Source organism: Streptomyces acidiscabies, assembly GCF_020010905.1.
GTDB classification, from domain to species: Bacteria; Actinomycetota; Actinomycetes; order Streptomycetales; family Streptomycetaceae; genus Streptomyces; species Streptomyces acidiscabies.
In genome coordinates this window covers 4,127,091-4,149,926 of the sequence record NZ_JAGJBY010000001.1, presented here as the reverse complement: position 1 = coordinate 4,149,926, position 22,836 = coordinate 4,127,091, and the positions used below count along the sequence as shown (strand labels likewise).

The 22,836-nt window shown below is 71.8% G+C and carries 13 protein-coding genes; 4 read left to right on the top strand and 9 right to left on the bottom strand.

Features of this window, described 5'->3' with window-relative positions; genetic code table 11:
- Positions 1 to 27 precede the first annotated feature (27 nt).
- Complete coding sequence (locus J8M50_RS49700) at positions 28 to 3,150, bottom strand: S8 family serine peptidase (protein ID WP_100216887.1); 3,123 nt, start codon at positions 3,148 to 3,150, stop codon at positions 28 to 30.
- A gap of 240 nt (positions 3,151 to 3,390) precedes the next feature.
- On the opposite strand from J8M50_RS49700, the gene J8M50_RS19155 reads away from it, so the two are divergent.
- Positions 3,391 to 6,636: a S8 family serine peptidase gene (locus J8M50_RS19155; RefSeq protein ID WP_010358303.1), complete on the top strand. Its 3,246-nt coding sequence runs from the start codon at positions 3,391 to 3,393 to the stop codon at positions 6,634 to 6,636.
- Between the two features lie 48 nt (positions 6,637 to 6,684).
- Here the strand turns inward: J8M50_RS19155 and J8M50_RS19150 are convergent, their stop codons facing one another.
- The 4 genes from J8M50_RS19150 to J8M50_RS19135 form a co-directional block, all read right to left on the bottom strand.
- Positions 6,685 to 10,401, bottom strand: coding sequence for an nSTAND1 domain-containing NTPase (locus J8M50_RS19150; protein ID WP_010358304.1), 3,717 nt, complete (start codon positions 10,399 to 10,401; stop codon positions 6,685 to 6,687).
- Positions 10,402 to 10,548: 147 nt separating this feature from the next.
- The gene (locus J8M50_RS19145; RefSeq protein ID WP_010358305.1) at positions 10,549 to 10,911 is read right to left on the bottom strand and encodes a hypothetical protein; all 363 of its coding nucleotides are present in this window, start codon (positions 10,909 to 10,911) and stop codon (positions 10,549 to 10,551) included.
- Between the two features lie 43 nt (positions 10,912 to 10,954).
- Positions 10,955 to 11,827: a glycine betaine ABC transporter substrate-binding protein gene (locus tag J8M50_RS19140; RefSeq protein ID WP_010358306.1), complete on the bottom strand. Its 873-nt coding sequence runs from the start codon at positions 11,825 to 11,827 to the stop codon at positions 10,955 to 10,957.
- A gap of 143 nt (positions 11,828 to 11,970) precedes the next feature.
- Positions 11,971 to 12,612 (bottom strand): hypothetical protein, encoded by a 642-nt coding sequence (locus J8M50_RS19135; protein ID WP_010358308.1) that lies wholly within the window; start codon positions 12,610 to 12,612, stop codon positions 11,971 to 11,973.
- A 295-nt stretch (positions 12,613 to 12,907) separates the two neighbouring features.
- On the opposite strand from J8M50_RS19135, the gene J8M50_RS19130 reads away from it, so the two are divergent.
- Positions 12,908 to 13,714 (top strand): trypsin-like serine peptidase, encoded by an 807-nt coding sequence (locus J8M50_RS19130; RefSeq protein ID WP_010358310.1) that lies wholly within the window; start codon positions 12,908 to 12,910, stop codon positions 13,712 to 13,714.
- A gap of 27 nt (positions 13,715 to 13,741) precedes the next feature.
- Here J8M50_RS19130 and J8M50_RS19125 read toward each other — a convergent pair whose 3' ends face one another.
- The 3 genes from J8M50_RS19125 to J8M50_RS19115 form a co-directional block, all read right to left on the bottom strand.
- Positions 13,742 to 15,253 carry a M4 family metallopeptidase gene (locus tag J8M50_RS19125; protein ID WP_010358311.1) on the bottom strand — a complete coding sequence of 504 codons (1,512 nt, stop codon included), beginning with the start codon at positions 15,251 to 15,253 and terminating at the stop codon, positions 13,742 to 13,744.
- Between the two features lie 164 nt (positions 15,254 to 15,417).
- Positions 15,418 to 16,335 carry a CE1 family esterase gene (locus tag J8M50_RS19120; RefSeq protein ID WP_010358312.1) on the bottom strand — a complete coding sequence of 306 codons (918 nt, stop codon included), beginning with the start codon at positions 16,333 to 16,335 and terminating at the stop codon, positions 15,418 to 15,420.
- An 11-nt stretch (positions 16,336 to 16,346) separates the two neighbouring features.
- Positions 16,347 to 17,774, bottom strand: a complete 1,428-nt coding sequence (locus J8M50_RS19115) for an endo-1,4-beta-xylanase (RefSeq protein WP_010358313.1) — start codon at positions 17,772 to 17,774, stop codon at positions 16,347 to 16,349.
- Between the two features lie 395 nt (positions 17,775 to 18,169).
- Here J8M50_RS19115 and J8M50_RS19110 point away from each other — a divergent pair, with 395 nt between their 5' ends.
- Positions 18,170 to 19,312: a non-reducing end alpha-L-arabinofuranosidase family hydrolase gene (locus J8M50_RS19110; RefSeq protein ID WP_370516656.1), complete on the top strand. Its 1,143-nt coding sequence runs from the start codon at positions 18,170 to 18,172 to the stop codon at positions 19,310 to 19,312.
- Positions 19,313 to 19,473: 161 nt separating this feature from the next.
- Positions 19,474 to 22,083, top strand: coding sequence for an RICIN domain-containing protein (locus tag J8M50_RS19105; RefSeq protein WP_010358317.1), 2,610 nt, complete (start codon positions 19,474 to 19,476; stop codon positions 22,081 to 22,083).
- 32 nt (positions 22,084 to 22,115) lie between these two features.
- Here J8M50_RS19105 and J8M50_RS19100 read toward each other — a convergent pair whose 3' ends face one another.
- A complete protein-coding gene (locus J8M50_RS19100) occupies positions 22,116 to 22,829 on the bottom strand; it encodes a TetR/AcrR family transcriptional regulator (RefSeq protein ID WP_010358318.1) in 714 nt (237 codons plus the stop codon).
- Positions 22,830 to 22,836: the final 7 nt, after the last annotated feature.

Sequence of the window (22,836 nt, the reverse complement as noted above, 5' to 3'; positions counted from 1 at the left end):
CGCACGGGCGGCGGGGCCGGACCCCGTTCACGAGGTGACGGTCAGCAGGGTCCTGCCGACGGGAGCGGTGCCGTTCCCGTAGCCGACCAGGCCGAGGTAGGTACGGCCGGGCGGGAGGTCCTGCCAGGAGACGGCGACCTCGGCGGAGGTCCCCAGGGTCACGGGCTGTTGGGCCGGAGTGACCGTGGCGGCGTGGTCGGGCTCGGTGCCCTTGCCGATCAGCCAGGTGCGCAGGGTGTACGGCTGGCCGGTCGCGCCCGCCGGGAGGGCGTACTGGTTGAGGTACACCACGTAGGTGCCCGGCGTGGTGAGGTCGACGTGCTCGTCGTTGCCGGCGACGAGGTCGACGAGGTTGTTCCCGTTCTTGTCGAGGACCCACAGGTCCAGGTCGCTGCCGTCGAGGTGGTCGGCGGACTGGATCGCGATACGGGCCAGTTCGGTGCCCTCGGGGACGGTGATCTCGGTCTTGACCGTGGCGGCCGGCAGCGGCGACTGGCCGGGGGCGAAGTCCGGGTTGGTGCCGGTGAGCGTGCCCGTCTTGGTGGTGCTCCCGTAGAGGCCGTTCACCGTGGTGGTGAGGGTGCCGTCCCAGCCGGGCTTCGGGGTGAGGGTGACCGATCCGGTGGCGCCCGCGCCGGTCGCGGTGTCCGCCGCGGCAAGGGGTGTGGCGCGCAGGGCGACGGCGCTGCGGACCTGGTGGTAGTGCTGGTCGCTCCAGGTGACCGAGCCGAACGCCCAGTCCCCGTACGCGGCGTCGGTGCGGGTGAAGGTGACCCGGTACGTCGCCGACGCGCCGGGCTCGACGACCAGTTCCCTCGGCGACACCTCGGCCCGGTAGCCCTGCGGCGCGCGCAGCTCGGCGGTGTAGACGCCGGTCGTGCCGCTGACGTTGGTGACGGTACGGGTGACGGTCTGCTTCCCGGCGAGGGAACCGACCGAGATCGTCGGGTAGTTGAGGTCGCTGGGCTCGATCTTTCGAGCGGTGGCGCAGGAGTCGCCCGGGGTCACCGGGCTGCCCACCACGGCGCAGTTGTACGCCGTCCAGTCGGCCGAGGTGGAGTCGTAGACCAGGCCGGGGTCGTCGGCGAGGTTCGGTACGACCTGTCCGGCGCCGTAGTCGAGGGGCGTGGCCGGGGTGTCGGCGCCGGTGCGCCGGATCGGGTCGCCCGCGCGGTCCGTGGTGGTCGCCGTGGTCATCAGGGCCGACCTGACCTCCATGGGGGACCAGTCGGGGTGCCGTGAGCGCAGCAGCAGGGCGAGGCCGGCGATGTGCGGGGTGGACATCGAGGTGCCCGACTCGAAACCCTGCTCGCCCTTGAAACCGCCGTTGTCCCCGCCCGGGGTGGTACCGGCGACGATGTCCAGGCCGGGGGCCGCGATGTCAGGCTTGAGCAGGTCGTCAGTGACAGGGTTCGGGCCGCCGGACGAGAACGCGGTGATCTGCGGGGCCCGCTGCTCGACGGCCCGCGCCGCGCTCAGCCGGACGGTGGCGCCGGGCCCGTCGGCGTACGCCTTCACGGCGGCACCGGCGACGTTGTCGAGGTGCACGCGCGGGAGGGGGTAGCTGTACGTCAGCCGGTCCTGGACCGGCCTCGGGTTGTACAGCACGATGCCGACGCCGCCCGCCGACTCGACCTCGATGCTGGTGTCCGTGCTGACGGACTGACCGCGCTCGCACAGCACGACGGCGCCCTTGGCCTTGGCCGGGTCGAGGGTGCCCGGCTGGCACAGTTCGGCCTGGGCGGGGTCGGCACCGGCCTTGGCGGCGTCGACCGCGTCGACCAGCGGCGCGGACGGTACGGCGCGGTCGCTGATGCCGGACCCTTCGTACTCCTTGCCGTTGCCGAGGGTGACGGTGATGCGGTACCCGGTGTCGTGGGTGGACGCGGCCACCGTGGTCACCCAGGGCACGTTGTTGCGGACGGTGCCGGGGCCGGAGTTGGACGCGGAGGCGGCGACGAAGACGCCCGCCTTGGCGGCGTTGTACATCGCCGTGTACTCCGGGGTGGCGGCCAGGGCGTTGCTGCCGATGGAGTAGTTGATGACGTCCACCCCGTCGGACACGGCCTTGTCGAAGGCTGCGACGGTGTCGACGGTCGTGCAGCCGACGCTCCAGCAGACCTTGTACACCGCGATCCGCGCGGCCGGGGCGATCCCGGAGATACGGCCCGAGATGGCGGTGTCGGGCACGTGCGCGAGCACGTCCATGTCGCCGGCGGCGGTGGTCGCGGTGTGCGTGCCGTGCGAGTCGGAGTCCCTCGGGGACGCCCAGTCGGCCGACGTCGGGTTCGGGACGCCCTCCCTGAAGTACCGGGCGCCGATCACCTTGTTGTTGCAGGTGACCTGGTGCGCGGTGTCGGCGCCCCGGTCGCAGGCGCCCTTCCACTTCTTGGCGATGATCCCGGCGTCGGGGCGGGGCTCGGAGAGGGCGCGCAGCGACGGGTTCTCGGTGTCGATCCCGGAGTCGAGGACACCGATGATCGTGCCCTCGCCCGCGTTGCGCTGCCCGCCGGGGGTCTTCGCGTACAGGCCGGCGGGGTCCTTCAGGCCCAGGAAACGCGCGGTGTCGGGGACGGGGAGGGTGGTGCCACGAGGTTTGGCGGCACGGGCTTCGGTTCGAGCGCGCTCCCCGGCCACAGCCTTCGACACGGCCGCCGTGTCGCCGTCGGCCACCTGCCGTATCTCGTTGCGCGTCAGCGACAACACGCCCGGCGTGCGGGCCAGTTCGGTCGCCTGGCGGGCCGTCAGCTCGGCGGCGAACCCGTTCAGCACGTACTGGTACGTGTACAGCGGCTCGACGCCGCGCACCTCGTCCAGCACCTTGTCGCGTTCCTGGTTGAGGTGGCCGACGTAGTCGCGTGCCGCCTGCGACCGCGTGTCCAGCCGCTCGCCCTGGGCGGGCGCGGTCCTGGAGTACGTGGCCACGGGCCGGTCGGTGAGCTGGACGAGGTACGCGCCGGCGGGATACGCCTGCGGGTCGGCGTCCGTCGGTGCGGCCTGGACTGCCGGGCCAAAGGCGAGGATCAGGGCCCCGGCGAGCGCCGGGGCGAGCAGGGAAGCCGCTCTGCCGCCGGGGCGGCGGCGGGTGGGGGGATGCTGGGACAAGTCGGTGCCTTCCCACTGCGCACACGTGGTCAGGCGCGTGCGCATGATGATCATTCTGTTGCTCAAGATCCTGTTCCTCCCACAGCCGCCCGAGAAGAGCAAAGAGCTTGAAGCCTGGAGAGTTTCACCGCTTCTTCACGAAGTTTCCCTGGGGGACGGCTACTTCCCGGTAGGGGAACGTGAACTCTCAACAACCACCGGGGAGTTGTGCCACACTGCCGATCATCCGGACGCTCGTACCGGACCGTGGAAGCCCCACGTTCTCTTCCGCACCAGGGATCACGCATGCCCACCCCCCACCTGGCCCCGATACCGGGCGCGCGCCGCGCTGCCCGTATCGCCGTGGCCGCGAGCCTGGTCACCGCTTTCGCCGCGACCGGCCCCCTGCCCGCAGCCTTCGCCACACCCGCACCCAACTCCCCCCACAGCAAGTTCAGTTCGCACGACGCCCACCTGCTCGCGCAGGCCGAGGCGCACCGCGAGAAGAACGTCACGATGATGATCGCCACCGCCCCGGGGCAGACCGAACAGGTCGCCGAACAGCTGGACGCGGTCCAGGGCGGCTCCGTCGGCCGCACCTACGACAAGCTCGGGTACGTCCGCGCGACCGTCCCGACGAGCCGCGCGCGGGCGGCCGTCACCGCCGCCGCGCAGCTCGGCTCCGTCCAGGCCATCGACCTCCGGGACACGATCCCCCAGGAGGAACCGGCCCCCGAGCACGGCGGCAACTCCCGTGCCTCCTCGACCACTTACCCCGGTCCGGGCAAGGACACCCCGGCGCAGAACCCGTACCTGCCGACCTTCGAGACGGGCGCCGTCGACTTCGTGCGCCAGCACCCGAAGGCGGACGGCCGGGGGGTGACCATCGGCCTCCTCGACACGGGCGTCGACCTCGACACCCCCGCGCTCCAGAGGACGACGACCGGTGAGCGCAAGATCGTCGACTGGGTGACCGCCACGGACCCGATCATCGACGGCGACGGCACCTGGCTGCCGATGACCGCCCCGGTCACCGGGCCGTCGTTCACCTACGGCGGGAAGACCTGGAAGGCCCCCGCGGGCTCCTACCGGATCGGCGTCTTCCACGAGTCCGCCACCGCACAGGGCAGCGCCGCCGAGGGCGAGTCCGACGGCGACGTGAACCGCGACGGCGACACGACCGACGAGTTCGGCGTCCTGTACGACCCGGCCGCGGGCACGGTCACCGTCGACGTGGACGAGAACGGCGACTTCACCGACGACACGCCGATGAAGCCGTACAAGGACGGCTACCGGATCGGCCACTTCGGCACCGACGACCCGGCCACGCCCATCGCGGAACGCCAGGCGTTCGTCGTGCAGATCCGCAAGGACGTGCCGATGGACCCGATGGGCGGCGACTGGGCCGGCAAGAAGGCCGACTTCGTCGACATCGGCCTCGTCGCCGGTTCGCACGGCACCCACGTGGCCGGGATCATGGCCGGCGACGCCCTGTTCGGCGGCAGGATGAACGGCGCCGCCCCCGGCGCGAAGATCGTCTCGTCGCGGGGCTGCGCCTTCCTGACCGCCTGCACCAACACGGCCATCACCGAGGGCATGATCGACCTCGTCGTCGACCGTGGCGTCGACATGGTCGAGATGACCATCAACGGCGCGGCGGCGCTCAACGACGGCAACGACGTCTTCTCCACGCTGTACGACCGCCTGGTCGCCCAGTACCACATCCCGATCGTCGTCCCCTCCGACAACGCCGGCCCCGGCGCCAACAGCACCGGGGACCTCAGCACCGGCGACGGGGTCATCTCCGTGGGCGCGAGCGTCTCCCGCGCGACCTACGCCGCCAACCACGGCGCCGCCGTGGCCCGTCCCGCCCAGGTGTTCAACTTCTCCGGACGCGGCCCCGCCGAGGACGGCGGCGACTCGCCTGCCCTCGTGGCTCCCGGCTCGGCGGTCAGCACGATCCCGGCCTGGATGCCCGGCTCGTCCGTCGCCGAGTCGGGGTGGAAGCTGCCGCCCGGCTATGCGATGTACAACGGCACCTCGATGTCGTCCCCGCAGGCGGCGGGCGCGAGCGCGCTGCTGCTGAGCGCCGCGAAGGAGAAGGGCATCGCGATGACGGCCGGGAAGCTGCGCACGGCGCTGACCTCGACCGCCCGGCACATCGCGGGCGCCCAGGCGTACGAGGAGGGCGCCGGCCTCATCGATGCGGTCGGCGCGTGGAAGGTCGTCGCGGCGGGTGCCGACGCCCACGACTACACGGTGAAGGCCCCGGTCTCCACCGTGCTCGCCGGGAAGCTGAGGACGCCGGGCTTCGGCCGGGGCGTCTACGACCGCGAGGGCGGCCTGAAGGCGGGACAGAAGAAGACGTACGCCATCACCCTCACCCGCACGTCCGGGCCGTCCGGCTCACTCCCCCACGTCCTGCGCCTGGTCAACGACAAGGACCGCACCTTCTCGGTCGTCGGCCCGCAGCGGGTGAACCTGCCGCTCGGCAAGCCGGTCACCGTGAAACTCCGGGCCACCCCGAAGAGCGCGGGCATCAAGAGCGTGCTCCTGGACGTCGACGACCCCCGCACACCGGGCGTCGACAAGCAGATCCTCGACACGGTCGTGGTCTCCACGCCGCTGCACTACACCTTCAGTGCCCCGGGCTCGGTGCAGCGCGCCTCGTACACCTCCTCCTTCGTGACCGTCCCGCCGGGCACGAAGTCGCTGGAGATCGCGCTCAGCGGGCTGAAGGAGGGCAGCCAGACGTTCTTCACCGCCGTCGACCCGACCGGCATCGCGGTCGCGGACGACCAACCGCTCACGGACCTCCCCGCCGCCGCCGATCCGGTGCCCGGCGTCTGGGAGATCACGGTCGCCTCGCTGCGCACGTCGGCCTCGCTGGACAACCCCTACCGGCTGACCGTGTCCGCGCTGGCCGCCTCCTTCGCCCCCTCTCCGCTGACCGTGCCGGAGGCCGGAATCGGCAAGCCGGTCGGCACCTCCTGGACACTGACCAACCGGATGGCGGCGGTCGACGGCCGGCTGGAGAGCGGCCCGCTCGGCTCGTCGAGGACCGCGCGGCCGGTCATCGCGGACGGCGCCACCCAGCGCAGCACGGTCGAGGTACCCGAGGGGACCACGTCGCTGGACGTCTCCATCGGGGGCGCCGCCGACCAGGCGGCCGACCTCGACCTGACGGTCCTCGACGCGCAGGGCAAGGTCGTCGGCCAGTCCGGGAGCCCCACCGCCGACGAGTCCGTCTCCCTGGCGAACCCGGCGGCCGGCACGTACACCGTCGAGGTCCACGCCTACCGCGTCCCGTCCGGCTCGACCGCGTACGACTACCACGACGTGTTCGTCTCCTCCGTGCTCGGCAAGGTCACCGTCGACTCCGCGACGCCGGTGAAGCTCGGCACGGGCGGCTCGACGAAGGTACCGGCGACCGTCACGGTGGCGGCCCCGGCGGCCGAGGGCCGCGAACTCGTCGGCACGGTACGGCTGGTGAACACCCGGGGCACGACCGTGGGCACGGGCGAGGTGACCGTGGAGAAGGTCACGCCGTAAGCCTTACGGCACGACAGGGGCGGGTGTCCGGTACCTCGGGCACCCGCCTCAGCCGCACAGCCGGCGGTAGGGGGCGTCGGGGATGTACGTCTGCCAGCGCTCCGGTGTCAGGTCCGCTCCGCCCGCTCGTGCGCAGACCGTGCGGACGGCCGTGCGCGGGTCGACGGTGTAGTGCTGGAGGGGGACGTGTGCGCTGCCCGCGTACAGGGTGGTGCCGTCGGCGCTGAAGGACAGGGTCCGCACCGCCTCGCCCGGGGTGGTGAGGGGGGCGCCGAGCGGCTGTTGGGTGCGGGCGTCCCAGAGCTGGAGGGTGCCCGCGCTGCCGCCGACGGCGAGGGTGTCGCCGTCGGGGCTGAGGGCGAGCGCGCTGACGGATTCCGGGGTGCTGCCGAGCGAGGGCGGGAAGACGTTGCGCAGGATGCCCGCGCGCTGCCACAGCCGCCCGTCCCACAGGGCGACGCGACCGGTCCCGGCGCCCGCGGCGAGCCGGGTGCCGTCGGTGCCGAAGGCGAGGGCGGTGACCTCCTCGCCGAGGACGAGGTCGCGTTCGGTCGGGGGGTCGGCCGGCAGGACGGTCACCTGGTTGTCGCCGACGAGGAGCCCGCCGTCGGGGCTGACGGCCAGGGCGGGGCCGGGGAGGCCAGGGAGGACGCGGGTGCGGCGGCCGGTCGCCGTGTCCCAGGTCTCGGCCTGGAGGGTGCCGGACGGCTCGATGCGCACGGCGTGGACGGTGCGCCCTGCGGGGCCCAGGGCGAGGGTGACGACGGGTTCGGCGGGGGTGGGCGCGAGGTCGAGCGCGCGGCGGACGCGGCCCTGCCGGGTGTCCCACACCGTCAGGCGCTGGCCGGTGGTGTCCGCGCCGTGGGCGGCGACCCCGTAGGCGAAGGCCGTGCCGTGCGCGTCGAACGCCATCAGGGGAACGTCATCGGTGGAGCCGGTGGAGTCGGCGGGGACCGGGAGCGGCGGGGAGGGGAGGGTGCGGGCGCTGCCGCCCCGGGTGGAGGCGAGGCGGAAGGTGTAGTGGGCGCCGGTGTGTTCGGCGGTGGCGACGGTGGTGCCGTCGGGGCTCAGCAGGACCTGGTCGAGCGGGTGGGCGCGCCAGTCGGGGGTGACGGCTCCCGTGACGTCCAGGGTGTGGACGGTGCCGCCCTCCAGGTAGCGCAGGGCGGGGCGGGCGGGGTCCCAGACCGGGCCGTCGTAGGGGTTCTGGTTGTCGAGGCCGTGCCGCAGCACCGGGGCGTCGGGGTCGGACAGCCGCCATACGCGCAGTTCGCCGGAGTCGGTGGTGGCGAGGAAGGCGCCGTCGGCGCTGAGGGAGGCGTACGAGACGCCGTTGTCGGCGACGGTGGCGAGGACGCGGCCGGTACGGACGTCCCAGACGTGGACGGCGTCGGCGGTCAGGGCGAGGAGGCGGCCGTGGTCCAGGCTCAGGGTGGTGGGTATGTGCCCGTCGGAGTCGGGGTCGCACAGGCCGGTGGCGTGGTCCCAGGCGCCGGGGAGTCTGCGGCGGGCGGTGGTGTCCCAGACCTGAGGGGTGCCGTGCTCCGGGCAGACCGCCGCCGTGCGGTCGTCGGCGCCGAGGACCGGGTCGGCGACGCCGGGTGAGGGGATCTGGAGCAGGATGCGCCCGTCGGTGGCGGAGCGCAGCCGGACCCGGCCGTCCTCGGTGTCCCTGACCAGCGCGTTGTCGTGGCCGAGCTGTATGTCCGTCCAGTCCGGCATGGGGTTCGGGGCGCCGGTCCAGCGGCTCGCGCGGGTGTCCCACAGTCGGATGCCCTCGGGGCGGTCGAGGGCGATGACGCGGCCGTCGCCGCCTGCGTCGCGTGCCTCGCCGGTGGGCAGCGCGCCGTTCCGTCTCCTGGTGTGGGTGGCGACGTCCCAGGCGGTCCAGTGGCCGTCGGCGACGCTGAGCAGGGTGCGGCCGGAGTCGAGGAGGAAGCGGCGGGGGGTGGTGCCGGGGGTGGGGTCGGTGAAGGCGTCGTCCTCGGGCTGGGTGAGCGAGCCGAGCAGGGCGCGGCGGCTCTCGGGCAGATGGGAGACGCGCCAGGCGGCGACGCCCAGCAGGAGCGCGGTGCGCGGGTCGGTGGTGCGTAGCGCGTCGGCGACGTCGGCCACACGGCGGGCGGCGATGGCGGTGCGCTGCCGCTCGTCGTAGCGGTGCTGGGACCAGGCGACGGCCGTGACGGCGAGGGCGGTGGCGAGGACGGCGGACAGGGTGGTGAGGAGCCTGCGGTGGCGGCGGGTGGCGCGGGTGGCGGCCCGCTGTTCGGCGTCGCGGGCGTCGAGGGCCGCCGTGAGGAAGTCGTGTTCGGTGCGGGTCAGCAGGTCGTGGTCGGGGAAGAGTTCCTCGGCGCGGGCGAGGGCGGCGCCCCGGTAGAGGGCGCCGGGGTCGCGGCCGTGGTCGTGCCAGGCGCGGGCGACCTCGGCGAGCCGGGAGCGGTGGCGCAGCCGTTCGCGGTCCTCCTCGACCCAGCCGGACAGGCGGGGCCAGCGGGAGATGAGGGCCTCGTGGGCGAGCTGGACGCCGTCCTGGTCGGCGGTGAGCAGGCGGGCGCGGGTGAGCCGGTCCAGGACGAGCGGGAGGTCCGGGTTGGTGTGCTCGGCGAGTTCGGCGCACGGCAGCGGGCGGCGGGTGTCGGGGGTGCCGAGGCCGGGCTCCACCATGCGCAGCAGCAGGTGCCGGGCGATGCGGGCCTGGGCCGGGGTGAGCTGCCGGTACAGGTCCTCGGCGGTCGCGGCGACGGCGCCGCGCACTCCCCCGGCCGCCTCGTAGGCGGCGAGGGTCAGGGCCCGGCCCCGGCAGCGCCGCCAGGTCTCCAGGAGGGCGTGGGAGAGCATGGGCAGCACTTCGGGCCGGCCGCTGGCCTCCTCGACGAGGCGTGCGGTGAGTTCGCGTTCCACGAGCAGTCCGGCCTGCTGCGCGGGGCGGACGATCACCTCGCGCAGTTCGTCGGCGGTCAGCGGCCCGAGCATCAGCCCGGCGCCGCACAGCTCGTCGGCCAGGCGCCGGTGTTCGCCGCAGCGGGCGTAGAAGTCGGCGCGTACGGCGAGCAGGACGCGCAGCCGGCTGTCCGGGTCCCGGGCGGTCAGCAGCAGGTCGATGAACCGGGTGCGTTCGGCGGTGTCCCGGCAGAGGGTGAAGACCTCTTCGAACTGGTCGACGACGACCCAGCTGTCCGGTTCGCCGTCTGCGGGGGTGAGGAGGTGGGCGTAGGTGGTGGCCGGCCGGGGTCCCGGTGTGAGGACCCTGAGGACGGCGGGCCGGCCGTGCCTGGCGGCCTCGTCGCGCAGGTGGGGGATGAGGCCGGCGCGCAGCAGGGAGGACTTGCCGCTGCCGGAGGCGCCGAACAGGACGGCGAGGCGCTGTTCGCAGACGAGCCGTTTGAGTTCGGCGGTGGCGCGCTCCCGGCCGAAGAAGAGGTGCCGGTCGTCGGTCTCGTAGCGGGTCAGTCCCCGGTAGGGGGCGGGCGCGTCTCCGTCGGGTTCGCGTGCGGCGTGGCTCTGTTCCTGCGCGGCCTTCCACAGGGGTTCCAGGAGTGCGGGGTCGCCGCCGCAGGCGCGGGCGTAGCCCTCGACGACCGGCCAGGAGGGGAGGCGTTCGCCGGAGGCCGCCTGGGAGAGGGTGCTCGCGGCGCAGCCCGCCCGCTCGGCCATGGCCCGGTAGGCCGGTCCGCCGGCGGACCGCCGCAGTTCACGCAGGGCGTGGGCGAGCCGCTGGACGGGACCGGCCTCGGGGTCCACGGGGAGTTCGGGGCGGCCTGCCACATGTCCTGCCTACGTCAGAGCTGTACGGGAAAGAGGCTCTTGCCCGGGTAGTGGCCCTGATGCGTATGACCTCCCCGCAGACGGTGCGGGGCGGACATGTCGGGTGTGTGACGCGATGGCAAACCTGGAGCAAAGGTGCCCCGGCCGTCAGTTGGTCGAGTAGGTCCAGGTGTTGCCGTCGGACTGGCTGGGGATGTACACGAACTTGGTGTGCCAGCCGATGTCGGAGCGCTCGTAGTGCAGTTCCACCGAGCGGTTGTTCTGCCACCAGTAGTTCCAGGCGGTGGTGCAGTTGTTCGCCGGGACGTCCCAGAAGCGAGAGCCGGTCCAGTCGTGGAACTGGTTGTAGCCGACGAAGAAGAACCGCATCGGGCGCGGGTTGTTGTTGCAGACCTGGATCTGGACGCTGTCGACCTCGCCGGCGCTGGCGGTGGTGGGCAGGGCCAGCCCGACGCACAGGGCGCCGAGCGCGAGCGCCGGAACGGTGACCTTGTTGAGGAGAGTACGCATGGAGGGGGTCCCTTTCTGCTGTTCGGGTTCGGGCGGGCGGTCCTCAGCGGAGGAGCCCGGTGGAGCGCAGCCACGCCCCGGCGGCCTCGGCGGGTGCCTGGCCTGCCTCGACGCGGGCCGTGAGCGCGGCCAGTTCGGGGGTGGTCAGCCGGGTGCCGAGCCGGGCGAGCGTGTCCCGGGCGGTCCGGTCCGCGCTCGCGGCGTCGGCGAGCGGGACGACGTGCTCGGGCGGGACGACGGCTGCGGGGTCGGCCAGCACCACGAGGTCGCGGCGGGCGATCACGGGGTCCGTGCCGCGCAGGACCAGGACGTCGGGGGTGGTGCCCTTCGGCGCCGTCGTGAAGGTGACGCCGTACGCCTTGGTCAGTGCCGCCGGCGTGGGGGCGTCCGGGTCGCCGGCGGCGGGGCCGCCCAGGGTGAGGCGGGTGCCCGCGCGGCGCAGGTCGGGCAGGGTGTGCAGGGTGTGGTGGCCGGCCAGGGCCTTGGTGACGGCCAGGACCACGCCGCGTTCGGCGCGGGCCGGGGACAGGGCGACGACGCCGGGCGGCAGAGCCATGCTGAGCGCCAACGTCATGTTGTCGGTCCGGGGGCCGCTGCGGGGCATGGCCCGCAGGAGGGTGGTCTCGTAGGCGGGGGTGAGCCCGATCTCGCCCCGTACGACGGCCCGTGCGCTGTCGGCGGGGCCGGCGAAGGGGGTGAGTGCCGTGGTCACATGCTCCCCGGCGGCGGTCAGGAGCTGTTCGTAGAGCGCGGCCACGATCCGGCTCTCCGTCGAGTTGTCGCTGCCGATCACCAGCGGGCCCTGCTGGTCGCCCGACGACACCGTCGCGCCGTTCGTCGCCGTGCCGCCACAGCCGGTGAGGAGCAGGAGCGAGCCGAGGGCGAGGGCGGCGGTGCGCAGGGGGCGTCGGGTCATCGGTCGGGCCACTTCTGTTCGGTCGGATTCAGCTCTGCCGGAGAGCCGGGGAGCCGGAGAGGTCGGGGGGCAGGGGGTGGGAGGCACGCGGCTCCGCGCGCCTCCCACCGCGCGCGAAGCCGTGTGCCGGAACAGGGGCCGGGTCAGCGGCAGTGCTGGTTGCGCTCCCACGACGCCATCGGGGCGTCCTTCTGGTTGACGTAGCCCAGGCGCCAGTTGTCCCCGTAGAAGCCGGACGACTGGTAGTCGTGGACGTACCAGATGTAGTGGCCGTAGTAGCGGGAGCCGAAGTGGATCTCGTACCAGCCGGTGGCCTGCTGCTTGGGGGTGCCGCGCTCGATCCAGCCCTTGTGGCCCGGCGGGACGTTGACCGTGTCGGTCTCGCCGTCGGTGTGCGACGCCTGCCAGGAGTGGCCGTAGTTGGCGGAGATCTCGGCCTCGAAGACCTCGAAGAACTTCACGCCGCTGCTGACCGAGACACCGACCGAGTTGGTGGTGCCGGTCGTGTCGGACCAGTTGATGCTGTGCTGGTTGGTCTGGCTGCCGCAGTTGTAGGCCGTGCTGCCGACCTGGTGGGCGGGGCCGGTGTACGTCCAGTAGCTCTGCGGGTGGAACTCGCAGAGGTCGGCCCAGCTGCACGCGTCCAGCAGCTGCCGGGTGCTGGGCGTGTCCTCGGCCATGGCCTGCGGGGCGGCGAGCAGGGAGGCGCCGAAGGCGAGCGCCGCGACCGCGCTCGCGGCCTTGCCGAAGCGCTTGAGGGGCTTGGTTGCGCTCTGTGCGCGCATGGATACATCTCCTGGGGAAGAGGTGTGACTGGCATGAGGAGCCCCCGACGGCACTGGGGGAGGCACCGCCGGGGGGTCCACCCGTCCGCTTCTTGTGGAGCGGGCCGGGCGATCACCACTGTCACGGGCGCCGGATTGATCAGCACCCCCCTCTGATCAGCCGAATCAATGGACTGCGGGGGCGTGGCCGAAAGAAGGACCTTGATCCCCCACCCCCAGCCGCAAACAATGCGCATGACAACACCAGGGGCGGCCGGAAGGTTTCCCGCCGCCTTGCCCGAAGGGGACCCCACACGTGAGAAAGCCTCTCGCCGCCGCGCTCTTCGTCCTGGCCACCGCCGGGACGGGCATATCGCCCGCGCACGCGGCACCCGACGCCGTCGGCCTCGCCGGCACCGTCGTGCTCAGCAACTGTTCCGGCTCGCTCGTCCGCTTCCCGGCCTCCGCGGACACCGACCCGGCGCTGGTGCTCTCCAACGGTCATTGCAGCAGCCTGTTCGACCCGGGGGTGGTCGTCACCGACCGGCCGAACAGCCGCACCTTCGGCCTGCTCGACGCCTCGGGCACCCAGGTCGCCACCCTGACGGCCGGGAAGCTCGCGTACGCGACGATGACCGACACGGACGTCGCGATCTACCAGCTCACCACCACCTACGCGGCGATCAAGGACGCGTACGGGGTGTCCCCGCTGACCGTCCGGGACACGCACCCGGCCGCCGGCACCGCCGTCACCGTGGCGTCCGGCGCCTGGAAGCAGCTCTTCGACTGCGACATCGACGGGTTCGTGTACCGCCTCAAGGAGGACAAGTGGACCTGGAAGGACTCGGTCCGCTACACCCCCGCCTGCCAGACCGCCGGCGGCACCTCCGGCTCACCGGTGCTCGACCGGGCAACCGGTGAGATCGTCGCCGTCCACAACACCGGCAACGAGAACGGCGCCTCCTGCACCCGGGACAACCCCTGCGAGGTCGACCCGGGCGGGAACATCACCGTCCGCGCGGGGATCAACTACGGCCAGCAGACCTACCAGATCCCGGCCTGCTTCACGACCGGCAACCAGTTGGACCTGAACGCACCGGGCTGCGCGCTGCCCAAGCCGTAGCGGGCAGCCCGGGAACGGTGGCGGCGCTCAGTTCACATTGACGGCGCTCCAGGCCGCCGCCACCGTGGCGTACTCCGTGCCGCCCGCGCCGTAGAGGTCCCGGGCCGCGTTCAGGGTGGCCGCCCTGGCTCCGGCGTAGTTCGTCGTGGACGTCATGTAGACGGTCAGGGCGCGGTACCAGATCGCGCCGAGCCTGTCGCGGCCGATGCCGGTGATCGTGGAGCCGTCGGACGTCGGGGAGTCGTACGCGACCCCGTTGACCGTCCGGGCTCCGCTGCCCTCGGCGAGGAGGTAGGCAAAGTGGTTGGCGACGCCGGAGGAGTAGTGGACGCTGAGCTTGGCGAGCGAACCGCTCCAGTAGTCGGCGGAGCCGCCGTCCCTGCTCGGCCGGTCCATGTAGCGCAGGGCGTCCTGCTTCAGACCGGGGCGGACGATCTTCTCGCCGATCAGGTAGTCGCCGGGGTCCTGCGGGTTCGCCGCGTAGAACTCGACCAGTGTTCCCAGGATGTCGGAGGTCGCCTCGTTGAGGCCGCCGGACTCTCCCGTGTAGACCAGTCCGGCCGTCCTCGACGTGACGCCGTGCGTCATTTCGTGCGCTGTCACGTCCAGTCCGGTCATCGGACCGAAGTTGGTGCCGTCGCCGTCGCCGTACGTCATGCAGAAGCAGGCGTCGTTCCAGTAGGCGTTGGCGAGCTTGTTGCCGTAGTGGACGCGGTTGTAGGAGCCCTTGCCGTCGTCGGCGATGCCGTTGCGGCCGTGGACGTCCTTGAAGTAGTCCCAGGTCGTGGCGCTGCCGTACTGGGCGTCGACGGCGGCGGTGGAGGGGTCGTCGGTGGTGCCGGTGCCCCAGTGGTTGTCGTCGTCCGTGAGCGGGGACGTGCCGGACGCGTCGCGGGTGTAGGTGTCGCCGCGCGTGGGGTCCTTGAGCTGGTACGCCGACCCGGAGGGGGTCGTCTCCAGCGCGACCGTGCCGCTGTACAGGGACCGGCCGTCCCCGGTGACCGCCTCCAGGGTGTCCCACGCGTCGATCCGGGCGCCGGTGCGGGCGTCGGTCAGCACCGTGCGGGCGACCGGGTTGCCGAGCGGGTCCAGGGCGGCGGCCTCGGTGCGCCAGGCCAGGCGCGGGGCACCGTGCAGGGCGTCGACGACGAGTTGGGGCTCGGCCGTGACCTGCGTCAGCGTGTCGCCGGGGTGGGCCGCGCGCAGCGCGTCGGCGGCGACGCCGGCCGCCTCGGGGGCCGGGACCTCCGGAGTGATGCCGGGCAGCGAGATCGCCGACTTCGTCGCCCGGTCCGCGCCCCGGTAGGTGCCGTCCGGGGTCAGGTGGACGACGAAGTCGCCGCCGAGGACGGGGAGTTCGCGATAGGTGCGGTCGTACCGGACGTGCCGGGAGCCGTCCTTGTCGACGATCACGTCACGCACGTACGTATCCTGCTCGGCCGCGTCGGCGGCCGGGGAGAGCCCTGCGGCCAGCAGCAGGGCGGTGATGCCGGCGGTGGCGAGGCGGGCATGTCGGGCGTACTGCCCTGTCCGGTTCATGAGTGGCTTCGGTCTCCTGTGAGAAGGGATCATCAGGCTGTCATGTTCACACCCGAATAACGGCCGGAATCAGCCAAGTCCCTTACGGACAGGGGATGTTGCGTGCGCCGGGGTGGAGCCGGAACGGTCCCGGCTCCACCCCGGACTTCGGACGAGGTGCGCCCTCAGAACTGCGAGAAGAACCTCCAGATCTCCGCCTTGCTCCAGGTCGTGGCGCCGTTGTCGCCGCCGGTGCCGTCGACGGGGGCGGGTGCGTGGCCGCCGTCGAACGCGGCCCACTGGACCGGGTATCCGGCACGGCAGCCGGAGTAGGTGGTCGTGACGTGGGTACGGCTGCCCGGCGCGGGCTCGCGCGGGTTCTGGGCGGCGCAGCCGTTGTTGCGGACGAACCGGTCGCGCAGGGAGCGTCCTTGCGAGATGTTCAGGACGGAGTCGCTGACGCCGTGGAGGCCGAAGTAGGCGACGGGCTGGGTGCCGCCGCTGCACCCGCTGATCTCGGCGCCGGAGATGACCGCGACGGCCCGGAAGGAGTTGGCCCGCCCGCAGGCGAGCGCGTAGCTCATGCCGCCGCCCCAGCTGAACCCGGTGGCGAACCGCTGGGCCGTGTTCACGCAGAGGCCGCCCTCGATGCGCCGGATCATGTCGTCGACGAAGACGCTGTCCTCACCGTTCGAGTTGCCCCAGCCGTTGCCGAGCCCCTGGGGGGCGACGAGGATCGCGGAGTTGTTCGACAGTTGCTGCTGGCCGTAGTAGGCCCAGGTGCTCCCGCTCGAACCGCCCGAGGCGACGTCGTTCGCGGTGCCGCCGCGCCAGTGGAAGGCGAAGATCAGCCGGTAGCGGTGGTTGTTGTCGTAGTTGGCGGGGACCTTCAGGATGAAGCTGCGGTTCTTGCCGCCGCTCTGGATCGTGTAGGTGCCGCTGGTCAGCGTCGGTGCGCTGCCGCATCCCGCCAGAGCCGGCGCCGCGTCGGAGGGCGCGGGGGCCACCCCGGTGAGCAGGCCGGCCGCGAGGGTCGCCGTCGCCAGGGCGGCGATCCGGGACCACCAGCGCCGCCGTAAGGGAAGGGTTTCGTACGTGGTCATCGGTTCGCCCTTCAGGTCCGGGTCCAGCGTTGGCTGGAGGCGCAGGAGTTGAGCTGGATCAGGGTGCCGTTGGCGGTGCCGCCCGCGACGGTGTCGAGGCAGAGGCCGGACTGGACGCCGGTGATGGTGCCGTCGGAGTTGAGGCGCCACTTCTGGTTGTCGGCGCCCCAGCAGCTGTAGATCTGGACCCTGGTGCCGACTCCGGTGCCTCCGGCGTCCAGGCACTTGTTGCCGTACACCGTCAGCTCACCGGCGGCGGTGGATGCCCACTGCTGGTTGGCGTTGGTGTGGCAGTCATAGATCTGAAGCTGGGTGCCGTCGGTGGTGCTGGAGCCCGGCACGTCCAGACAGCGGCCCGAACTGACGCCCTTGATCGTCCCGCCTCCGGTGGGGGGCGGCGTGGTGGTGCCGCCGTTGAGCGCGCCCAGGACCGAGGTGTAGGCGGCCTTCTTGCTGCCGTCGTTGTTGAACAGCAGCGGTGTCTGCTGCGCTCGCCAGGAGTCGCTGTCGCGTACGCCCCAGACGGTCATGCCGAGGCAGCGCGGGACGGCCAGGCAGTCGTTGGTCACGTTGGCGTAGGTCGTGGCCGAGGCGCCCTGGATGTCGAGTTCGGTGATGGCCACGTCGACGCCGAGGGCGGCGAAGCTCGACAGGGTGGTGCGGAAGTTGCTGTTGTACGGGCTCTCGTTGTTGAAGTGGGACTGGAAGCCGACGCAGTCGATCGGCACGCCGCGCTGCTTGAAGTCCTTGACCATGTTGTAGACGCCCTGCGTCTTGGCCCAGGTCCAGTTGTCGGTGTTGTAGTCGTTGTAGCAGAGCTTGGCGGCGGGGTCGGCGGCACGCGCGGTGCGGAAGGCGACCTCGATCCAGTCGTTGCCGGTGCGCTGGAGGTTGGAGTCGCGCCGGCCTCCTGAATTGCCGTCGGCGTACGCCTCGTTGACGACGTCCCACTGGGCGATCTTGCCCTTGTAGTGGGCCATGACGCCGTTGATGTGGTTGATCATCGCCTGGCGCAGGCTGCTGCCGCTGAGGTTCTGCATCCAGCCGGGCTGCTGGGAGTACCAGGCCAGGGTGTGGCCGCGCACCTGTTTGCCGTTCTGCACCGCCCAGTTGTAGACGCGGTCGCCGGCGGTGAAGTCGAACCGGCCCTGCTGCGGCTCGGTGGCGTCGATCTTCATCTCGTTCTCGGGCGTCACCATGTTGAACTCGCGGCTCGCGATCGAGGTGTACGCCGAGTCGCCCAGCCGGCCCGAGGCGATGGCGGTGCCGAAGTAACGGCCGCTCTGCTTCGCCGCGGCGCCGAGCGTGCTCTCGGCTGCGTGCGCGGCCGGCGCCGCCGTCAGTGCGGGCAGCGCGCCGAGGGCGCCGACGAGCAGCGCCAGCAGCGGGCCCCGGACTCTCCGGCGGACTGCGGGTTCAGGTCGGGCGTACGAGCCCATGGCTGTGCCTCCTCAGGGGACATCACGGGATGTCTGGGGGTACGGAGGGGCCCGGCGTCGTACACCTCTGGGGGGTGTGCGAAGCATCAGGACGCGCAGGGGCGGACCTCTCCGGAACGGGGTGGCGCTGGAGTTCGGTGCGCGGATCTGCTGTGCGGCTCGGTGCTCAGGGCCGACGCCGTTCGGCATCTCGAACTGGAGTCGGCCGCTCCGAGAAGGATGATTGAAGGATTGACCGCGACTCGTCAACACTCCTGACGAAGAAACTTTCAGTTTCCGCTTCGAAACATTCGATCCGCCGAACAGCGCAGTGCACAAGGTTTCACCGTGCCGCGCACAAGGTTTTATGGACAGATCGGTTCGAGACCTTGACCGAAGGGTTCTGCGTTCCTACCTTGTGGCGTCAAGGTTCGGGAAACTCTTCGAATGTTTCGAAGTGTCTCTGCTCTTGGTACGGCCGCTCCGCAGTTCACCGGTGTCACCTCCCCCACGGCCAAGGAGGCCCTCTGATGCGGTTCCGACCCCTGTCCTCGATCCGCTCGAAACGCCTGACCGCAGTCCTCGCGCCGCTGGCGCTCGTGGCCGCCGCTCTCGGCGCCAACACCGCGGCGAGCGCCGCCCCCGCAGCGTGCGATCTCCCGTCGTCCTACAGCTGGTCGTCGACGGGCGCGCTGGCCCAGCCCAAGTCGGGCTGGGTCTCCCTCAAGGACTTCACGGTCGCCCCGTACAACGGGCAGCAGCTCGTCTACGCGACGACGCACGACAACGGCAACCGCTGGGGTTCGATGAACTTCAACCTGTTCGGCAGCTGGTCGCAGATGGCCTCGGCGGGCCAGAACGCGATGACGAACGCGGCCGTCGCGCCCTCGCTCTTCTACTTCGCGCCGAAGAACATCTGGGTGCTGACCTACCAGTGGGGCGGGACCGCCTTCACCTACCGGACGTCGAGCAACCCCACCAACCCGAACGGCTGGTCGGCTCCGCAGACGCTGTTCACCGGAAGCATCTCCGGCTCCGGCACAGGACCCATCGACCAGACGCTCATCGGCGACAGCCAGAACATGTACCTGTTCTTCGCCGGTGACAACGGCAAGATCTACCGGGCGAGCATGCCGATCGGGAACTTCCCGGGCAACTTCGGCTCGTCGTACACGACGGTCATGAGCGACACGGTGAAGAACCTGTTCGAGGCGCCGCAGGTCTACAAGCTGAAGGACCAGAACCGCTACCTCATGATCGTCGAGGCCCGGGGCGCCAGTGAGCGGCGCTTCTTCCGCTCGTTCACGGCCACCAGCCTGAACGGCTCGTGGACACCCCAGGCCGCGACCGAGAACAACCCCTTCGCCGGCAAGGCCAACAGCGGCGCCGGCTGGACCAACGACATCAGCCACGGAGAGCTGCTGCGCACCAACGCCGACCAGACCATGACCGTCGACCCCTGCAACCTCCAGTTGCTCTACCAGGGGCGCAGCCCCAGCTCGGACGGCGTCGACTACGGCCTGTTGCCCTACCGTCCGGGGCTGCTGACCCGGCGCTGACGGCACACCGCTGAAAGAAATCGCTGAAAGAAGCTGAAAGAAAGTTTCTGGATCATGGCAACCCTTCACGGGGGCCGTGACCACAAGGAGGCGGATCCGCCGGTTCGGCCGGCGGATCCGAGATTCTCTGCCGCACGGTATGCAAGGAGAGCACCTCCCCCATGAACAACCCCACGAACGGCGGGCGCCGCGGGCGTCACCGCCGTCGCTGGACCGCCACCGCCATCCTGCTCGGCACGCCGCTGGCCGTCGTGCCCTACCTGCTGTTCACGCAGGACGACTCGCAGGCCGCGACGATCGACACCAACGCCTACTACCGGCTGGCCTCCGTGAGCAGCGGCAAGGTGCTGGACGTCAACGGCTTCTCCACCGCCGACGGCACCCGCATCCAGCAGTGGACCGACCAGAACAGCGCGAACCAGCAGTGGAAGCTGAAGCCCGTCGGGGGCGGCTACTACGAGCTGGTGAACCGTAACAGCGGCAAGGTCCTGGGCATCGCGAGCCGGTCGGCCGCCGCGGAGCAGCAGACCGACAGCTCGTCCGCCGCCCAGGAGTGGAAGATCAAGGAGGTGGGCGGTTCCGACGCCGTCACCTTCGTCTCCCGCGCCGGCGGCCAGGTCCTGGACGTCACCGGGAGCTCGAAGGCCGACGGCGCGGCGGTCATCCAGTACGCCGACCGGGGCAGCGCCAACCAGCAGTGGAAGCTGGTGAAGGTGGCCGAGACCCAGACGGCCAGGACCGGACCGTACGTGTGGAAGAACGCCCAGGTGGTGGGCGGCGGTTACGTCACCGGGCTGGTGTTCAACCCGCGGCAGAAGGGGCTGCTGTACGCGCGCACCGACATGGGCGGCGCCTACCGCTGGGACGCGGGCGCCGAGCAGTGGATCCCGCTCACCGACTGGCTCGGCGAGAAGGACTGGAACCTGCTCGGCATCGACTCGCTGGCCACCGACCCCGTCGACCCGAACCGGCTCTACCTCGGGACGGGGACCTACACCAACGGCTGGGCCGGCAACGGCGCGATCCTGCGCTCCACGGACCAGGGACGCACCTTCAAGCGCACCGACCTCCCGTTCAAGCTCGGCGGCAACGAGGACGGCCGCGGAGCGGGCGAACGCCTGGTGGTCGACCCCCAGAACCACGGCACGCTGCTGCTGGGCACCCGCAAGAACGGCCTGTGGCGGAGCACCGACTACGGCGTCACCTGGAGCCAGGTCTCCTCCTTCCCGGTCAAGGACGGGGCGAGCAGCGGCGGCGGCATCTCCTTCGTGACGTACGGCCCGGCCGGGACGGTGTACGCCGGGGTCGCCGACAAGTCGACGTCCCTGTACCGCTCGACCGACAGCGGCGCGACCTGGCAGGCGGTCCCCGGGCAGCCGAGCGGCCTGCTTCCGCAGCACGGCGTGATCGCGGGCGACGGCTCGCTGTACCTGACGTACACCGACGCCCTGGGGCCCAACGGCGTGACGGGCGGCGCGGTGTGGAAGTACACGCCGGCCGGCGGGGCGTGGCGGAACATCTCGCCGTCCAAGGGCGGGTACGGGTTCTCCGGGCTGGCCGTCGACCCGCGCAAGCCGTCGACGGTGATGGTCACCACCCTCGACCGCTGGTGGCCCGAGGACGAGGTCTACCGCACCACCGACGGGGGAAGCACCTGGAAGGCGCTGGCCGACAAGTCCGTGCGGGACGCCTCCGCCGCGCCGTACGTCGGGACCGGGATCGGGCACTGGATGACCGCCCTGGCCATCGACCCGTTCGACTCCGGGCACGTGCTGTACGGCACCGGCAACGGCATCTGGCGCAGCAAGGACGGCGACGCCTCCGACAGCGGCCGGACCAGCCACTGGACGCCGGGGGCCCGGGGACTGGAGGAGACCGCGCTGGCGGACGCGATCGCCCCGCCCGGTGGCGCCACCCTCATCACCTCCATGGGCGACCAGGGCGGTTTCCGCTACGGCGCCTCCCTGACCAGCGTGCCTGCGGGGCGGCTGAAGAACCCGCTGATGAGCAGCAGCACCAGCATCGACTTCGCCGAGTCCAAGCCTTCGGCGATGGTCCGCGTGGGCCGGGGCGGGGCGCAGGACGGCGCCTATTCCACTGACGGCGGGGCCAGTTGGAAGGGCTTCGGGGCCGAGCCGGTGGGCGGCGCCGAGAGCGGGCATGTCGCGCTCTCGTCGGACGGGTCGACCGTCGTGTGGACCCCGGCCGGTCAGGCCCCCTACCGCTCGTCCGACATGGGGGCGAGCTGGACGCGGGCCGGCGGCCTGGGCGCCGATGCCGTGGTCGTCGCCGACCGCGCCTCGGCCGGGACGTTCTACTCCCTGTCCGGCGGCACGCTGTACGCCAGCACCGACGGCGGCCGTACCTTCGGCGCCCGCGCCACGGGTCTGCCGTCCGGCCGGCTCGCCGCCGTTCCCGGTGCTGCCGGGGACCTGTGGATCTCCGGCAACGACCGGGGGCTGCTGCACTCCACCGACGGCGGCCGTACCTTCGCCGCCCTCGGCACGGTGAAGGCCGCCTCCGCCCTCGGCTTCGGCAAGGCCGCGCCCGGCGCCTCGTACCAGGCGCTGTACCTGATCGGCACGGTGAAGGACGTCACCGGGGTGTTCCGCTCCACCGACAAGGGCGCCACCTGGCTCCGTGTCAACGACGACGCCCACCAGTGGGGCGCCATCGGCTCCATCGGCATCATCACCGGCGACCCCGACACCTTCGGCCGGGTCTACGTCGGTACCAACGGCCGCGGCCTCCAGTACGGCGACCCGTCCTGATCCAGGGTCCGGGCGGGGCCCGGCGCACCTGATCAGGTGTGCCGGGCCCCGCGCTCGGTCCTCGCCCGGACCATGTCGATGACCGCCTGGACGGCCGTCACGAAGTTCTGCGGGTCGTCGAGTTCCACGAACTGCGGCGCGGTCCGGGCGATGTTGGGGTACGTGTCGGCCGGCAGCCTGAGGTAGTCCGACTTCCAGGCGTGCAGGTCGGCGTCCCGCAGGTCCGGGGCGAGGATGGCGAGGCTCGCGTCCATGGCGCTGTAGGCCAGCACCAGGTCGGCGAAGACCCGGTAGTACCGGGCGGCTTCGGCGCCGTCGAGCCCGGCCCGGCGCATGCAGTCGAGTTTGCGCTCCACGGACCGGAACTCGTTCTCCCGGCGTGCGGTGCGCGCGGCGGCCAGGGCCCCCACCCGGGGGTGGCGCAGGAACGCCGCGTGGGTGTGGACCGCGATCTGCATGAGGTCGTGGGCCCAGTCGTCGGTGGGCGGCGGGGTGGCGGCGAGCGCCTCCTCGTGCAGGGCGTCGATGAGGGCGAGGAGCAGTTCGTCCTTGCTGCGGAAGTGCCGGTAGATCGCCGTCGGGTGGGCGGACAGCTCCCGGCCGAGGGCCTGGAACGTCAGTTTCTCCACCCCGGTGGAGTCCGCGACCCGCAGTGCCGCCCGGACGATCAGCTCCTGGCTCAGGGTGCCGCGCGGCAGCCGGCTCCGGCTCGCTCTGCCGGTTCGCCCGGTGCCTTTGCCCGTCATGGGTCCT

Bases quoted from the DNA above. Each gene is read 5' to 3' on its own strand.
- J8M50_RS49700 (WP_100216887.1), bottom strand. From the start codon at position 3,150: ATGCGCACGCGCCTGACCACGTGTGCGCAGTGGGAAGGCACCGACTTG.
- J8M50_RS19155 (WP_010358303.1), top strand. From the start codon at position 3,391: ATGCCCACCCCCCACCTGGCCCCGATACCGGGCGCGCGCCGCGCTGCC.
- J8M50_RS19145 (WP_010358305.1), bottom strand. From the start codon at position 10,911: ATGCGTACTCTCCTCAACAAGGTCACCGTTCCGGCGCTCGCGCTCGGC.
- J8M50_RS19140 (WP_010358306.1), bottom strand. From the start codon at position 11,827: ATGACCCGACGCCCCCTGCGCACCGCCGCCCTCGCCCTCGGCTCGCTC.
- J8M50_RS19135 (WP_010358308.1), bottom strand. From the start codon at position 12,612: ATGCGCGCACAGAGCGCAACCAAGCCCCTCAAGCGCTTCGGCAAGGCC.
- J8M50_RS19125 (WP_010358311.1), bottom strand. From the start codon at position 15,253: ATGAACCGGACAGGGCAGTACGCCCGACATGCCCGCCTCGCCACCGCC.
- J8M50_RS19120 (WP_010358312.1), bottom strand. From the start codon at position 16,335: ATGACCACGTACGAAACCCTTCCCTTACGGCGGCGCTGGTGGTCCCGG.
- J8M50_RS19115 (WP_010358313.1), bottom strand. From the start codon at position 17,774: ATGGGCTCGTACGCCCGACCTGAACCCGCAGTCCGCCGGAGAGTCCGG.
- J8M50_RS19105 (WP_010358317.1), top strand. From the start codon at position 19,474: ATGAACAACCCCACGAACGGCGGGCGCCGCGGGCGTCACCGCCGTCGC.
- J8M50_RS19100 (WP_010358318.1), bottom strand. From the start codon at position 22,829: ATGACGGGCAAAGGCACCGGGCGAACCGGCAGAGCGAGCCGGAGCCGG.